Annotated in this window: 9 protein-coding genes; 8 read left to right on the forward strand and 1 reads right to left on the reverse strand. The window is 41.6% G+C overall.

Annotated elements, in window-relative coordinates; genetic code table 11:
* Positions 1-114 precede the first annotated feature (114 nt).
* From LK416_02050 to LK416_02065, 4 genes are read left to right on the forward strand one after another with little or no spacing between them, the layout of a single operon-like run.
* Positions 115-2,895 (forward strand): glycoside hydrolase family 3 C-terminal domain-containing protein, encoded by a 2,781-nt coding sequence (locus tag LK416_02050; protein UEA74987.1) that lies wholly within the window; start codon positions 115-117, stop codon positions 2,893-2,895.
* Positions 2,886-7,061: a VWA domain-containing protein gene (locus LK416_02055; protein UEA74988.1), complete on the forward strand. Its 4,176-nt coding sequence runs from the start codon at positions 2,886-2,888 to the stop codon at positions 7,059-7,061. The genes LK416_02050 and LK416_02055 overlap by 10 nt, the downstream gene beginning before the upstream one ends.
* A 17-nt stretch (positions 7,062-7,078) precedes the next feature.
* Positions 7,079-8,605: a hypothetical protein gene (locus LK416_02060; GenBank protein UEA74989.1), complete on the forward strand. Its 1,527-nt coding sequence runs from the start codon at positions 7,079-7,081 to the stop codon at positions 8,603-8,605.
* Positions 8,602-9,372 carry a DUF4813 domain-containing protein gene (locus tag LK416_02065; GenBank protein UEA74990.1) on the forward strand — a complete coding sequence of 257 codons (771 nt, stop codon included), beginning with the start codon at positions 8,602-8,604 and terminating at the stop codon, positions 9,370-9,372. The genes LK416_02060 and LK416_02065 overlap by 4 nt, the downstream gene beginning before the upstream one ends.
* Positions 9,373-9,532: 160 nt before the next feature.
* Here the strand turns inward: LK416_02065 and LK416_02070 are convergent, their stop codons facing one another.
* Positions 9,533-9,916, reverse strand: coding sequence for an aspartate 1-decarboxylase (locus LK416_02070; GenBank protein UEA74991.1), 384 nt, complete (start codon positions 9,914-9,916; stop codon positions 9,533-9,535).
* 310 nt (positions 9,917-10,226) lie between these two features.
* Here LK416_02070 and LK416_02075 point away from each other — a divergent pair, with 310 nt between their 5' ends.
* From LK416_02075 to LK416_02090, 4 genes are all read left to right on the forward strand, one after another.
* Entirely contained in the window at positions 10,227-11,834 is a 1,608-nt protein-coding gene (locus LK416_02075) for a DUF6034 family protein (GenBank protein UEA74992.1), read from the forward strand.
* 94 nt (positions 11,835-11,928) lie between these two features.
* Positions 11,929-13,497 (forward strand): DUF6034 family protein, encoded by a 1,569-nt coding sequence (locus LK416_02080; GenBank protein ID UEA74993.1) that lies wholly within the window; start codon positions 11,929-11,931, stop codon positions 13,495-13,497.
* A 522-nt stretch (positions 13,498-14,019) separates the two neighbouring features.
* Positions 14,020-15,459 (forward strand): hypothetical protein, encoded by a 1,440-nt coding sequence (locus LK416_02085; protein UEA74994.1) that lies wholly within the window; start codon positions 14,020-14,022, stop codon positions 15,457-15,459.
* 82 nt (positions 15,460-15,541) lie between these two features.
* Positions 15,542-17,083, forward strand: coding sequence for a hypothetical protein (locus LK416_02090; GenBank protein ID UEA74995.1), 1,542 nt, complete (start codon positions 15,542-15,544; stop codon positions 17,081-17,083).
* Positions 17,084-17,150: the final 67 nt, after the last annotated feature.

Below are 17,150 nucleotides of genomic sequence, written 5' to 3' on the forward strand. Positions count from 1 at the left end.
TATTATATTTCTATAAATAAAAAAATATTATTATATTTATAAATTAAACAAGGACGTAACTATATAAATGAGATAAAACAAACGGATAAAATCAGGAAAAGGAGTATGATGGATATGAAGAATCAGGTAGTATTGGATTGGAATCAGTATGTAGCACTTGCAAAACAGACAGTAGCAGAAGGTTGTGTTCTGCTTGAGAATAAAGATCAGGCACTTCCGCTTGTAAAAGATGAGAAGGTGGCAGTATTTGGAAGAATCCAGAACCACTATTATAAGAGCGGAACCGGTTCAGGAGGAATGGTAAATGTATCAAAGGTCTATGGAATCGTAGATGGTCTTCGTGAGAGTGGTCAGGTCATCTTGGATGAGGAGCTGATCAGGATCTATCAGGACTGGGAAAAGACACATCCATTTAATGAAGGCGAAGGCTGGGGAAATGAACCGTGGTGTCAGGAAGAAATGGAGCTGACCGATGAGGTTGTGGAAGCAGCCGGCAAGCGATCAGAGACAGCTATCGTGATCATCGGACGTACAGCAGGCGAGGATAAGGATGCAAGTGATACAAAGGGCTCTTATCAGCTTACAGATGTGGAAGAAGATCTGCTCACAAAAGTAAGAAAGAACTTTGATAAGATGATAGTTTTATTAAATGTCGGCGGCCTGCTCGATATGAGTTTTATAGACCGTTACCAGCCGGAAGCCGTTATGTATGTATGGCAGGGCGGCATGGTCGGTGGACTTGGAACGGCAGATGTATTAACAGGAGCTGTTTCACCATCCGGTCATCTGACAGACACGATCGCATATAAAGTTGCTGATTATCCTTCTACACCATATTTTGGTGATCCGGATAAGAATTATTACAGTGAAGATATCTATGTCGGATATCGTTATTTTGAGACTTTCGCAAAGGACAGCGTCAGATATCCATTTGGATATGGTCTGTCCTACACAACATTTGAAAAGGCAGTCGTTGTATTTGCAAATGAGCCGGAGAAACAGCAGTTTACACTTCATGTAACTGTTTCAAATGTCGGTTTAAAGAAAGGAAAAGATGTTGTTCAGGTCTATGTGGAAGCTCCGCAGGGTAAGCTTGGAAAAGCAGATAAGGTTCTTGTCGGATTTGCAAAGACGAAGGAGCTTGCACCGGGTGAATCAGAAGAACTGGATATTACCGTTCCATACAGCCGCTTTGCTTCCTATGACGACTCCGGTATTACAGGACATGCTTATGCATTTGTATTAGAAGCAGGCACATATCATGTATTTGCCGGCGAAAATGTCAGAAGTGCAGAATGTGCAGGCGCGTTTGAGCTTGCAGATGATCTTGTGATCGAACAGCTTTGCTCTGCACTTGCTCCGGTAGAAGCATTTGACAGAATGAAGGCAGCAGAGACAGAGAACGGATATCAGGTCATGATGGAAGCAGCACCACAGCATGCATCAAACGAGAAGCAAAGAAGACAGGATCATCTTCCACAGGAGATCCGTCAGACGATGGGTACTCATACATTATCCGATGTGGCAGATGGTTCGATCGGAATGGATAAATTTATTTCAGAATTGACAGACGATGACCTTACTTGTATCATTCGAGGAGAAGGCATGGGAAGTTCACTTGTAACACCGGGAACGGCAGCAGCATTTGGCGGTGTATCCAAGTCACTGATCAAACGTCATGGAATCCCTTCGGTATGTTGCAGTGATGGACCGTCCGGTATGCGGTTAGACTGTGGCGTGAAAGCATTCAGTCTGCCAAACGGAACGATCATCGGATGTACATTTAATACAGAGCTTGTAAAAGAGCTTTACACCTGTACCGGTTATGAGATGATCTCACAGAGGGTTGACTGTTTACTGGGACCCGGTATGAATATTCACCGTCATCCGTTAAATGGAAGAAACTTTGAATATTTCTCGGAAGACCCATATGTGACAGGATGCTTTGCCGGTGCGGTGTTAGAAGGTCTGCATGCAGCAGGTGTAACAGGGGCAGCGAAGCATTTCTGTGCAAATAATCAGGAGATGAGACGACATTTTGCAGATCCTGTTGTATCAGAACGTGCACTTCGGGAGATCTATCTGAAAGGCTTTGAGATGATCGTAAAAAGTGGTGTCTGCGATGCGATCATGACGACATACGGACCGGTAAACGGAGTATGGACAGCCGGAAATTATGATCTCTGTACGACAATCCTCAGAGAAGAATGGGGATTTAAAGGTATCGTCATGACTGACTGGTGGGCATCCATCAATGAGCGTGGACAGGAGCCGGATAAGATTAATTTTGCGGCAATGGCACGTGCGCAGAATGATATCTATATGGTATGTCCGGATGGATCAACAAATGCCAGCGGAGACAATACAGTCGCAGCACTCGTAGATGGACGGCTGAAGCGCGCGGAGCTTCAGAGAAATGCAGCGAACATCTGTGGCTTTGTACTTGATACAGAAGCAATGCGCAGAGCAATGGGCTGCCCGACAGAGGTATCGATCATCAATCGTCCGGCGGAACCGGATGATGTTGATCTGTCAGAGGTTGAATTTGTCAGATTAGATGGCGACTATGAATTACGACTTGATACCAAGGAGTCGAAAGCCGGTGTAAATTATGTACTTCCGTTTGATGTACAAAAAAAAGGAATTTATGAGATCGAACTGATCGGAAGTTCCAATCTCTCAGAACTTGCCCAAATGCCATGTACGTTGTATTATACCAATATACCGAGCCTCAGTTTCACATTCCATGGAACAAATGGGGAAGACATGGTTATCAAAAAAGAATTTGATCTGCATACCAGATTTTCAGTTATGCGTCTGAATGTCGGTAAAAATGGTCTTCATTTAAAACAGATCAGATTCAGATATTTAAGGGAGGGCAAAATTTGGAATTAAATATTTTACTGAAGATAGCAATTATCTTTCTGTTTTTTACAGTCGTTGATATATGCGGACATTTCATCTTTAAGACAAAGAGAAATGTCCCGGAATGGCTGCTCACGATAGGGGTAGTTCTGGCTTTTGCCGGGACTACCTTTCTTGGCGTCCGGGCATATTTTACGGACGCAGATACAAATGATCAGAATATCTATATGGCGTATTGTTATATGAAAGAGGGCAATATCGATCAGGCGGCAATCCTTCTTGACGACATTGCAGGTTCTTTTGAAGAAAAAGAACTGCTCAGTGTGGCATGTGATGTCATGAACGGAGATTATATTAATGGCCATTTTAAACTTCAGGAGTTATCAGAACAAAACGGGATCAGTAAGGCAGGAAAGGCATATCTGACGGCTCTTGATGACTATTGCTCCGGGAAACTAGGAATGATCTCCGGAGGAGAAAAGGCATATACAGATTATGAATCTTATCTGTCTGATCTGGAAAAAGAAGATGGAGTTCAGGAGACTGCATGGAGTGGGGAGTCAGATGACACGGGTAATGCATTAAATGAAACACTGACGGATTCACTGACTGCCTATATCGAAGATCTTGATTTTACCAGAAAAGAACAGCGGGAGTTTGAAGAAGCGTATGAGCTTGACAATAAGATCCATGGCGTGGCAGTTGCTGATCTTACAGAGGATGATATCAGGGATCTGAAGCATACATATGGTGAGACAGAAGAAGTACTCCGGCGGGAGATCGGTTATTATGTATATCAGAATGATTTTGATAAGGCAAAGGATATAGCCTCCGAGCTGAACAAGAATTTTAAAAGCCCGGAGAATACGGTTATATATACGGATGTAATTGTCGAAGAAGTATATCGAAATACCAGAGATCAGAACTATACGGAAGACTCATTCGATATGAAGGATGATGAGATCAAGAGCCTGGTGAAGAAGGCGGAGCGCGCGAAAGAGAAGGCACAAAAGCTGATAGATGATGAAGGTTATGACGGAGCACATGCAGATGAGATAAATGAATTGCTGGAGGAAGCGGATTCCTATTATAAGGATGCAAGTTATGTACCGATCAAGCGTGCAGTTAATTATGTTCTTGTACAGGAGCCATATCGTGGAGACGATACGGGATTTTACGAACTGCAGTTGTCCAAATTGTATCTTGCAATGGATGACAGAGATACGGCAAACGAGCATCTGCATAATGTCATTGATAACAGTGCTAAGATCAGTGATTCATCATTATTAAAAGATGCAATTGATGAAGTTGTGACACAGTACAATCAGATCTCCGATGACAGTTATAATGCTGAGCTGAATGCTGCCGTTAACGATATGGTAGATAAACAGAGCAGTCAGGTTGTTCCTGTATCGGAAGAAACCATAAATGGTTCATTTAATTCGTACGTTGCAACCACATTAAAATACGATAGGATCAACATTCATATCAGCCGTATCGATACTTCGGCATATCCATCCATTCAGGCATACATTAATATCAATGGAACAAAGGACTCCAAAGAAGAACTGGCAGATCAGTTTACAAAGGAAGATTTTACGGTGATCGATACGCAGTATGAGATCACGGATTTTACACTGAACAGCGGGGCAGAGAGTGAAGCTGTCAGTATCGGTATCGTAATGGATAAGAGCGGCAGTATGGAAGGTGCGGCGATCGCAAACGCAAAGCAGGCCGCAACAGAAGCGGTAGAGCATATAACCTCAGAGAAAATGATGATTGTTTCATATGATAATGAGGCATATCTGGAGCAATCGTTGACATCCAGAAGCGGAACGCTGAAGAACTCTATAGCAGCTATTTCAGATGGTGGTGGAACCAACATATCTGCCGGTCTAAATCTTGCACTTGATAATCTGGAAGCGGAAAAAGGCAGCAGAGCAGTTATCCTGATGTCTGACGGACAGGACGGAGGTTCGGAAGAAGATATGCAGGCTGCAACTGACCGAGCAGCAAAACTTGGAATCAGTGTATATACGGTTGGATTTGGCGAATGTGATGACGCATATATGCAGGCAATCGCAGAAGTAACCGGTGGTAAATTCGTAAAGGCATCTGCATCTACGGAGCTATCGGATATCTATCTGTATCTTCAGAAATATATCGTAAATAATTACAGCATATCATATACGGTAACAAAGAATCCGGATGTAGATCCTAGATTCCTTACTGTTGATATCGCAGAATATAATGCAACAGCGACAAAGAATTATTATTTGAAAGAAGAGAATAAACCGGAGGATTCAGATGATGCAGGATTTATCCGGAAAGTAGATGAGAATACACTCGGAGTATCTTCGGTAACGCCGGGAAATGTATCTGTAAAGGATGTACAGAATGGTATCACCTTGACTGTAAATGGCGGAGGATTTTCTGATATTGCGAGTGTGACGGTTGGCAATCTGGTATTAACAGATATACAGGTAGCAGATAAAACAAGTCTTACAGGCAAATTAAATGGCGAACTGACTGCCGGTATCTATGATGTCAAAGTGAAGACAACAGATGGTCGTCTTGTTGTAGGAAAATCTCTGTTTAAGGTATTCAAAGCAGGAACAACAACCTCGATCCGACTTGGTGATATGACGATCACGGCAGATGCCATTGGTCAGACAGCAGATGATCGCCTGGCGGCCAGTGGAAATGTCATGATTAACGGATTTGTTCACAGCTCAGGTGATATGGAGATCATTGTGGACGACATGGATCCGGATCTTTCCCTTGTGGCAAATAAGACGATCAAGGTCGGTGATTCCGGTAAGGTTCAGGGAGATGGAAAACTCTATGTCAGTTACGCAGAGATGGAACAGGCCAATGGCAGCTTCGCCGGTCTTGTTATGGGAAATAAAGATTATGTAATTGGGCAAAATGGATATTATGTAACGGTCAGCGGATCTGATATATCATTTGATCAGACGATTGCCAGTCTGAATCTTTCCGTGCCGTTTATCATGGATATCGATGTTGCAGAGGTAAATCTGCACAGTAACCGGTTACAGGTAGATATTTCATCATTCCGGCTGGATGAAATTATTGATTCAACAAAGAAATCACTTCAACATAAAACCGGAGCGAATAAGGAGTCGGAGCCTGTCACGAAACGGAGCAGCTTAAAGCAGTTTGGAGCAAAAGAATTCTTTGGAGGCTTAGATGGATCCTTATCAATGGCGATCACACCGGATGGCATTCAGTTTGGTGGAGAAGTAACATTATCTGTAGATGATAAGATTAATTTTGGAACCTTTGGGATCAATGAATTGTCACTAAAATTAAATTCCCTGGATCCTGATTACGAGTATTGGAAGATTGGTGGAAAGATTGATCTGGCAACATCCATACCGGGATTCTTTGACAGTCGGATTGCCGGATTTGACGGCTCGTTTTCTTCCTATTACTGGCTGCCGGATAAAGTAACGATTGGAGCAGCATTAGATCCGGGAATAACGGTTTATAAAGTCATTGACATCAATCAGGTTGGCGGAGAATTGCAGGGTATGAGTACGATCGCCTTAAATCTGTACGAATCAGTGATCCCGGAGAAAACATATAATATTATCGGTACCGGTCTTGATAATACTTTATATAATAAGCAGGACATTATACTTGCAGGAACTGCGGGTGCAGATATCAACCTGTTTGCTTCGTTTAACGGCAATAATGCTCTGATGAAGAAGTTCAAGTCATGGGGTGAGATCGGTGAAGCAAATGGTAAGGTAGAGATTAATTTCAGTGATCCAGAATTTACAATCTCGGCTGATCTGTCACTGCTTGGATCAGAAAAGGCGAAGGCAGCAGCAAAGATAAATAAAGATGGTCTGGATGTATCTGCTTCTGTAGAACTTGGAATCTCAGGCTTTGGCTGTGAGGTAAACGGAAGTGCTGATGCAAATCTTGGTGGCAATCTGACCGGTGGATATATCAAGCTTGGTGTAAATGGTAACGTGGATATGGCACCTGCTAATGTTCATGCAAAGGGAGCATCGAAGCTTGCCGTTGACTGGGATTGGGATTTTAATAAAGCCAAGGTAACATTGAATTACAGTGGGAATAACGGCAAAGAGAAAGAAGCATCTATCTGGTATGAAGATAATGGAGAACTCTTCCTGTGGGATAAAGTTCATGCATCATCCAACTAAGGGGGTAACAGAAGCATATGAAAAGAGAGACAAGAATAGTAAGTAAAATATGTATATGGCTGTTAATGGTGACTATTGCAGTTGGCTGTCTGATACTTCCGGTTCATGCAGCGGAGACAGAGGTAACGATCGATCTGGATTATGAATATACAGAAGCAGTCTTTTATGTGACGTGGGAAAATTATGAACAGGCAGGAACTGTAACGCTGACGTCACCATCCGGTAAAGTCTACAGTAAGGATAAGACACCGGATCAGGTATACGAGTCAAATGGTGAAGCAATCGTTAATGTAGGAAAAGGAGAAGAAGGAACCTGGACAGTTAAGGTGGCAGGTGACAATATGGGAACTGTAGATGTAACAGTTGGTGAACTTCCGAATTCTTTAGTGATCAGCAAATTTGCGGTAACACAGAATACAGATGGAAGTGTAACAGCAGACTATAAGATCACAGACAGCCCGGATGAGATCTATGTAGAAATATTTGCAGATACAGACTCTGAGGGATTTGACGGAACTTGTGTTTACAGTGAATATATGGATAAGAAGGGTACTGTTTCCTTTGATCTGGACAGCCTTTCAAGTGGTGAGTATCATTTTTATATCCGTGTATCTGTGGATGGAATCTATCAGCGGGCGTACAGTGACGGATTTGTCAGCTATCAGAATCCGAATGATTCACAGAAGGTAGACGGTGTAAAAGGCGGAACCTATAACGATGGTTATTACATTTCATGGAATGCAGCAGAGGATGAAGCTTATACAGTGCTTGTATGGGACGAGGCTCATAATCTGATAAAGGAAGAAGCTGTTGGAGCGACAGATGCTTATTATGGAGATTATGCAGAAGATGCATCCAAAGTATATCTGGCAGTTGTGAGAGCAAATGAGAGCTGTATGTATGATCTGATCACTGCAGATTCTGCAGTAAAAGTATCGGCAGATGTAGCCTTTGATACGGATTCGGATATGACAAAAAACAGTTTCATAAATGCAACGGTGACATTAGATACTAACAGCACATTTGATGCATATCTGGGAGAACAGAAAATTCTGGAGGGAGAAAAAGAATCCGGCATGTATCGTGTGAATCTGGAAGATGGTGATAACACAGTTTCATTTGTAGTAACAGACGGAACAGGAAATGCGGCCGAATTTTCAAAAGATATCTATGTAGATACGATTCCACCGCAATTATCTGTATCCGAAGACATAAACGGAAAAGTAGTAACGGAAGGCAGCATCTATCTGAATGGATATACGGAAGCCGGTGCAGTTCTTACATTAAACGGAGAACCTGTTGAACTGACACAGAACTATTTTAACAAGAAGATAACGCTGTCAGGCGGTGAGAATACGATAACATTAATTGCCGAAGATGCTGTGGGAAATCAGTCGGTATATTCAGCGACAGTCACCTATGAATCAGGAAAAACAGTGAAGCGGATATTTGAATATATCGCACTTGGCGGCTTGTTTCTCGTATTGTTGATCCTTTATATCATTGTATTCGTAAAGGGCAGGAAAAGGAGGAAGCAGTCATGATCGTATATACTATTATTCAGATCCTTCTTACACTTGCAGGTGCGGGTGTGATCGGTTACAGCATCTATCTGACAATACAGGTATCAGGAGATAAACTGTTAACACTTGACAGTGAGCTTGGCTACCGTTATGCTACATCCTATCATCGGTGGCAGTTATATGCCGGAATTGCGATCGTTTCCCTGCTTATCTTATGGATCGTATATATTCTGATCGTTCGGGCATACAGGGTAAAACACAGAGAAGAACGTCTGGCGAAGAAAGCCGAGAAGAAAAATGAGAAGAAGATTGCCAGAGAACAGAAGAAGCAGAAAAAAACTACATCAGAAAATCAGCAGTCGGAAAGCGGAGAATATATACAGCCTGTAAATGCTCAGAACATGCAGCAGCTATATACACAAGGCTATTATCCGAATGCGCAAAACTATTACCCGGATGGCTATGCGGCAAATACGCAAAACTATTACCCGGATGGCTATGTGGGAAATGCGCAAAGCTATTACCCAAATGGCTACGAAACGAATGAGCAGGGCTATTATCCGAGCGGTTACGAAGCAAATACGCAAGGTTATTATCCGAATGGCTACGAGGCAAATGGGCAGGACTATTATTCGAACGGCTATAATGCGGATGAACAGGGCTATGCATCAAATTCCTATGACGTAAATACAAAGATATATGATCAGAAGGCTAATAGTCAAGATATATCATCAGATAAAGCAGATTCTCAAGAGATGAAACAGGAATGGAATGGGAAAGAGTTGTAACCAAGAATGTATTACCAAATGCAGTCGTAGTCAGCAACCTGGCCAGAGTCCTGCGGATAGTAAATAAAGAAGAAAAATAGAAAAGCGATTGTTCATATCGTAAATTAAAAAGAAAGAGACATTGCCGTTAGGTACTGTCTCTTTCTTTTTGCTTTATTCTCTAGCCTATCTCGCCATGCTTTTCATAGCTGGTGATACGGGAGATGGAATTGTTTTCGTTTACAAAGACTACCGTTGGCCTGTATTCTTTGGCTTCTTCAGGTGTCATAGAAGCATAACACATCAGAATGATATGGTCGCCTACCTGAACCTGTCTGGCAGCGGCACCATTTAAACACATAACACCTGATCCCGGTTCTCCGGCGATCGTGTATGTCTCAAAACGATTTCCATTTTCAATATCAACAATCTGCACCATTTCATATTCAAGAATTCCTGCTTCCTTTAAAAGCTCAGAGTCTACGGTGATACTGCCGACATAATTCAGTTCAGCCTGTGTAACAACTGCTCTGTGGATCTTACTTTTTAACATGGTAATATTCATTGGAATGACACCTCTTTATTCTTTCTCATCGCACATACTATAACATAAAAAGAAAAAATGCAATATAGAAATACAAGAAATTGTAGAAAAAGGATGCAAAAAGGATGCAACTATATTGCATAAAATATGTAGTGGTCATGTACATTTAATATGTCGGGAAAAATGAAAAGAAAGCTTAAGAAAGTTTAATAAAAAAATAGACCCGTATTAATGAACAAAATCGATGGTTTGTGTTAATATTTTTACAGCGCTGAAAAAATATATTAATTTTGTTTGTTAGAATGCAGGATCACAGCAGGAGGTAATTATTTTGAAAAAAATAAGAAAAGACACAGCAGGTATTAAGAAAACACAGGTAAACAGAAAGCTGCATTATAAAAAGATGGCAGCACTTGCCGTAGCAGGAGTTCTGGTTGCAGGAAGTACACTTACAGGCTGTGGAAAGAAGAATATAGATTACAGTGTAGATGGTGGATCAGGAAATGGAGGAAGCGCAGACAGTGGAAGTCTTCAGGATAAATACGGAATTCCGGAATCCTGTGATATGACACTTGAGACAGGCGACAGTGGCTTGAGCAAGCTTGCGATCGAAGCAGATGAGGTATCAGTTCCAAGTACAATGGATCTTCCAATCGTATATGCAAAGAAAAAAGAAATTTCAAATGATGCAAAAAAGCAACTTGTAGAATCGCTTCTTGAAAAAGATAAAGGTATCTATGCATTTGATTATGATAATATGACAAAAGCAGATATTCAGGAACAGATCGATCAGTACGAAAAGGAGAAGAAGAATTCTGCAGCGAATGGAGATACTTCCGGTTCAACCTGGTATGATTCCATGATCGATGGCTTAAAAGATCAGCTTCAGAAGGCTCCGGATGAATATCCGGCAGCTGATGATTATTCCGGTACTGAATTTCTGGGAGAGATCGGTGGTAGAAAATTCCTAGTTAATGTAGATGATCAGGGAGGGGCAAGCGGTTCCATGGGTCTGAAAGATCAACTGATCACTTACCGTCCAAAGGATGGTGCCAGCGGTGTATATTTTTCCACACCGGATACCGGTGATGATCTGACGGATGTTGATATGTCATCCACAAATGTATGTACATTCTCAAAAGATGAAGCACAGTCGATCGCAGATGAATTTGTAAATAAGATCGGTATGGCAGATGTAACACTGAATAAGGCACAGGATCTTTACTGGTATTATTATGGAGCAGATGGTAATACAGATTCAGTAGAGGTCGATGGATATGTATTTTCCTATACAAGATCGATCAATAATCAGCCGACAGCATCTGCCGAAGTATGGAATGTTGATAATCTTATGCAGGATGATGCCTCTGTAAGTATTCCATCAGAAAAGTGTGAAGTATACGTTGACTCAAATGGTGTTATATCTGCAAACTGGGTAAATTATTTTGAGATTACAGATAAGACGGAGAGTAAGGATCTGTTATCATTTGATGAGCTTCTAAAGAAAGCAAATACAAATATTGCGGAGTATTATACAACTTATCCAACCAGATATAAGAAGGTTGAATTCAATGACATGAAGCTTGCTTATTATCTGGAAAAGACTGATGAAGACGGAGTATTCAAATATGTGCCGGCATGGATATTGACCCAGTACGAAGATATGGCAGATGAATCAAATAATGCAGACTATCCGGATCAGATGGTGGTTTTAGATGCTACCGACGGATCAGTGATCGACCTTCTGGAACTGTCTAAGTCACTTGGAACATATCAGAATTATGATACTGATACGATTGCAAGAGATGTCTCCGATGAAGGAGATTCATCGATAACCTCTGTCGGAGATACTGATTCATCAGAGGATACAACAGATGCTTCTTCCGATACAACAGATGACACAACCGATGACACAACCGGTGACACAGCTGAAAAGTAATGAAATGACTCGGTAAATACATTTATAAATTAATCATTTACTGGATATGATCCAGAAGCTATAATAATGAGAGAAGAAAAGAGGAGGTACTTATATGCAGAACAAAAAAAATAATAAAGTGGGATTTCGTACATATCGTAAGAAAATGGCAGCTATGCTCTTGGTCGGTATGCTGGCAGTCAGCACAGCAGCAACCGGATGCGGAAAGAAAGATGTGGATTATGATGTAGACGGAAATGGAGGATCTGGAAGTGGAAGCAACGCAGACAGCGGAAGTCTTCAGGGTAAATATGGTATTCCTGAGAGCTGTGATACACAGATCGCAACAGGTGATTCCGGTATTCAGAAGATTGCCATTGATGCAGAAGAGGTGATCGTACCGGATACAGGAGATCTGTATGTTGCACCTTGCAAGAAGAAAACCACGACAAATGATGATAAGAAGCAGACAGTGGAGGCTGTATTTGATAAAGATAAGGGTATCTATGAGTATGATTATGAGAAACGTACCAAATCAGATATTCAGGAAGAAATCGACATGTATGAGAATGAAAAGAAGAAAAATAGTTCTGATACAGATATGGTATCATACTATGATACATGGATTGAGGATCTGAAGACGGAAATGCAGACTGCACCGGATGAATATCCGGCAGCCGGCGATTATTCAGGTGATGCATTTATCGGATCGATCGGAGATCAGAAATTTACAATTTCAACACCGGATGAAGATAATGGTTCTACCGGATATTCATTATATTTTACCGGAGATACCTTGACCTATCGTCCAAAGGATGGAGCAAATGGCTGCTATTCCACAACTCTTGATGATTATATGCAGTATGAAAGTGACGATGCAAGCGCTGTAGATGCAGACATGAATAAGTGTACATTCTCAGAAGATGAAGCCAGACAGATGGCAGATGATTTTCTGGCAAAGGTTGGATGCACAGATGCATCATTAAAGAAGACATCAGCACTTTGCTGGGTTTATTATGATAATGATGGCAATAATTTAGAAACTGAAGTAGATGGTTATACATTTACATATTCAAGGGCGATCAACAATCAGCCAACTGCTACTGTAAATGCATGGAATGTTGAAAATCTTCAGCAGGATAATGCTTCTATTGATATTCCGACGGAAGAATGTTCGGTTTCTATAGATTCCAATGGTATCAATGGAGCAAATTGGTGCGAATATCTGGAGGCAGACGGAGAACCACAGGCAGCAGAGATTCTCTCCTATAAAGATCTGCTTGCAAAGCTGGATGAAACGGTTCCTGAGTATTACAGCAAATATCCATCTAATTATAAGAAGATTGAGTTTAACGGAATGGAACTTACATACTACCTGAAAAAAGGCGAGAAAGATGGTGAGTTCGATTATGTACCTGCATGGATTTTGTCCCAGTATGATGAATATCAGGATTATTCAGAAAAAGACAATCCTACACAGCTGGTAGTTATAGATGCAAGAGACGGATCAGTGATCGATCTTCTGGAACTGTCCAAGTCACTTGGCACATATTATACATATGATGACACACCGACAGAAGACGGAGAAGATATCGATGATACTGATGATACTTCCTCCGAGGATAACAGTACAGAAGATACTTCCGCTGAGGACAACAGTGCAGAAGATACTTCTGAGGAATAAAACTATAAATTAAAACTGTAGATTAAAAAGGCACATCCATCGCCTTCTCTATATAATTAACATCGACATTTGTGTAGTTTCGTTATGAGACTTGCACTAGCTATCAGCACCAAGCCCATGTCTGAACCCGTCAGGGTGAGTTTGGGCGACTGCTGATAAATCAGTAAGTCCTACTAAACTCAGACTGCACCTTTGGTTTGTCTTCGCTAAGGGGACTTACATGGTACGCACTAAACTCAGGCATCGTCGTTGACTCGCCTTCGATAAGTGCTCCACACAAGCGTGCAAGTCGAATAGAAACGCAACAAGTCGTGTAATTATATAGAGAAGGCGATGGGTGTGCCTTTTTGATTATTCAGGAAATGTACAGATATGATGCAAAAATGATTGCATAGTGTGTTTTAATTAGAAAGTCGTAAGATGCCACGGATGGCACGGTGATCGATCTGCTTGAATTATCAAAGGCGGCAGGAAGCTTTTATAGTGGGGAATAAAATGGATGAAATGAAGGAGTGAAAGGCTATGAAAAACAAAAGATTTAAAAGAGAGACAGCATGGCTGGTGGTTGGTACGCTGATGGTATCGACGATGCTTGCCGGCTGTAGCAAGAAAAATGTAGATTATAATATCGATGGTAGCAGCGGAAATAAGGACAGTGGAAGCCTTCAGGATAAATATGATATTCCGCAGTCATATGATGGAAGTATTGCGGTCGGAGATTCAGGGCTTAATGATATCACCATGAAGGTCAGTGACATTTCAGTACCGGACACAGCCATAATGTATACAGAGAAATTATCCAGGAATAATACAGGACAGGAAGGCAGGAAAAAGGCAGCCGAAGCTATATTTGATAAGAGCAAGGGAATCTATGCTTACGATGAGGATAATATGACAAAGACAGATATAGAAGCTCAGATTGATTCCTGGGAGGCATATAAGAAGAATATGGGAACGGATGCAGACCATATCAAGGAGGCAAATGATGCGATCGCAGAGCTTCAGGATAAACTGGAGAAAGCACCGGATACTTATCCTGCGGCAGGTGATTATTCTGCACTTCGTTATCTGGGAACGATCGGAGATCATGAGTTTATTTTTACACCACCAAATGATGAAGATACAGATTACAGTCTTGAATTAAAAGAGGATATAATATCGTACCGGTCACCGGATGAACCGATGGATTCGATAAGGAGTGGACAGTATATAGAATTAAACAGAAGCGTAGAAAATGGTAATGCAGGAGCAGAAGAAGCACAGAAGGCGGTAAATGAATGTAAGTATTTAGAACAGGAGGCACTTGAAATAGCAGAAGCTTTTCTAAAGAATGTCGGATGTAATGATATGTCTCTTAGTTCGACATCGGCGCTCGCATGGGATTATAATGATTTTTACAGTACGGTAGAGATAAATGTCGATGGATATTATTTTACATTCAACCATATGATAAAGGATCAGTCGATCGGAGAGGGACTATATGCGTGGAATGTTGATAATTTTACACAGATACATGCTGAAGTAACCATTCCTACGGATTCCTGCACGATCGTAGTCGATGATAATGGTGTCATCGGAGCGGATTGGACAAATAATCTTTCTTCTGAGGAAGAACCGGAAGCGGCAGAGATGCTCTCGTTTAAAGAATTGATGGAGCGCGCAGATTCCTCAATCCCGGAATATTATGCAAAATACAGTACACAGTATAAAACGATTGAATATAACCGCCTGCAGCTTTGCTATTGCCTGAGACAGGGCGAGCGGGAGGGGGAATTTGAATATGTACCGGCATGGATATTTACGCAGGTTGAAGAATATACAGACGATAATGGAAATGTTGAGGGTGAGTCGAATCCGGATCAGATGGTGGTGCTTGATGCAACAGACGGTTCCTATATTGATATCGTGGAAGTATCAAAGGCCCTTGGTACATATCGGACCATGAATGTAGAAACAGAATAGCAAATAATAAACAGTATCAGAACTTTATCTGAAATATGAGGGAAAACGGGAAATTCTAAGACAGGAAAGGATGAAGATCAATATGAAAAAATCAAGGGTGAAACAAAGAAAGGGAATGGCGTTGTTATTTGCAGGCACATTAATGTTTACAGCCATAACTTCCGGCTGTGGGAAGAAGGATATCGATTATGATTCCGTGCAGCAGGAGGAAACGACACAGACAGGGCTGGATGCAAATGGCGACAGTGGAACGGTTTCTGCCGGTTATGATATACCGGAATCCTGTCATCAGATGATAGATCCGGCAGACAGTGAGCTGGAATCTATCGAGATCGCAGCAGACCGGATTCAGACATTTGATACGTCAGGTACGATCCGTGAATATGTGAAAAAGAGGAAGAGGACGCCGGAATATAAAGAAAAGGTGGTAAATGCAGTATTTGACCGGGATATTCAGCTGAGTGGTGAGAAAGCAAAGACAAAAGCTGATATAGAAAATGAACTGGATGCGGCAAAACAGGAATACGAAGATGCAAAAGCAAGAAAAGAAAACGGAGAAGCAATCTTTGAGGAGCAGTATACAGATGAGATAAAGAGACTGGAAAAAATGCTTGATGCAGCATCGGAGGATGGAGCAGCAGCTATTGATTATTCCGCTGATCTGTATAAGGGCATCTGTAATGATATAGAATTCGAGCTTGGTTTTCCATGTGCAGAATATCCGATGGCGCATTTTAAGATGACACAGAGTTTGATACAGTATCGTCCGCAGGATGGAGCCTCCGAGGTGGATATGATCCAGCTCCCGATGATGTCTGTAGAAGAATATAAGGAGCAGTCGGCGTCCATGGAAACGGAAACCGAATCATCACAAGGAAATGGACAGGACGGAACGACAGAGGAAGAAACGGAAGCCATGGTGCATGATAACAAGTGTATCTATTCAGTCGATGAAGCAAAGACGATCGCTGATGATTTTCTTTTGGATCTGGGAATCAGTGATGTTCAGGTTAAAGGTGTCAGTGATCTGATGTGGGCATATTATGATGACAGCGGCAACCCTGTCGGTGCAAGTGAATGGGATGGTTATATTTTCCTGTATGGACGGGCAGCGGGTACACAGATGGTTGCTGATTATGCATATTATGATACTGATTATCTGTCAGGGGAAGATGGTGATATAGAACTTGATCTTCCGCATGAATCCTACACGATATATGTAGATGGAAATGGAGTTATCAATGCCGGCTGGAAAGATTATCTGGAACCGACAGGACAGACAGACTCGGTCACATTACTTTCATTTGATGAAATGATACAGAAGGCAGAGAAAGCAATACCTGAATTCTATAAGAAATATAAGACCGGATACAGAGAAGTAATATTTGATCATCTGGAGCTTGGATATTGTCTGAGGCAGACTGAGGATCAGGATACATACTGTTTTGTGCCTGCATGGATATTCAGCAGGCATGAGGAAGCAGATAATGATCATGATGATCCATATACGTCTCAGCTGGTAATTTTAGATGCCGTAACGGGTGATCTCATAGATCCTGTGCCACTGTCTGAGAGCCTTAATATTACGGCAGATGAAGACTGGGGATTTATAGCTGAGAATTAAATTTTACTTGATATTCACCCATGGTTATGTGAAAATGGTAACAGGTAAAAATGGGTTACGTGTATAT

The sequence above is a fragment of the Lachnospiraceae bacterium GAM79 genome (assembly GCA_020735665.1).
Classification (GTDB): Bacteria; Bacillota; Clostridia; order Lachnospirales; family Lachnospiraceae; genus Coprococcus.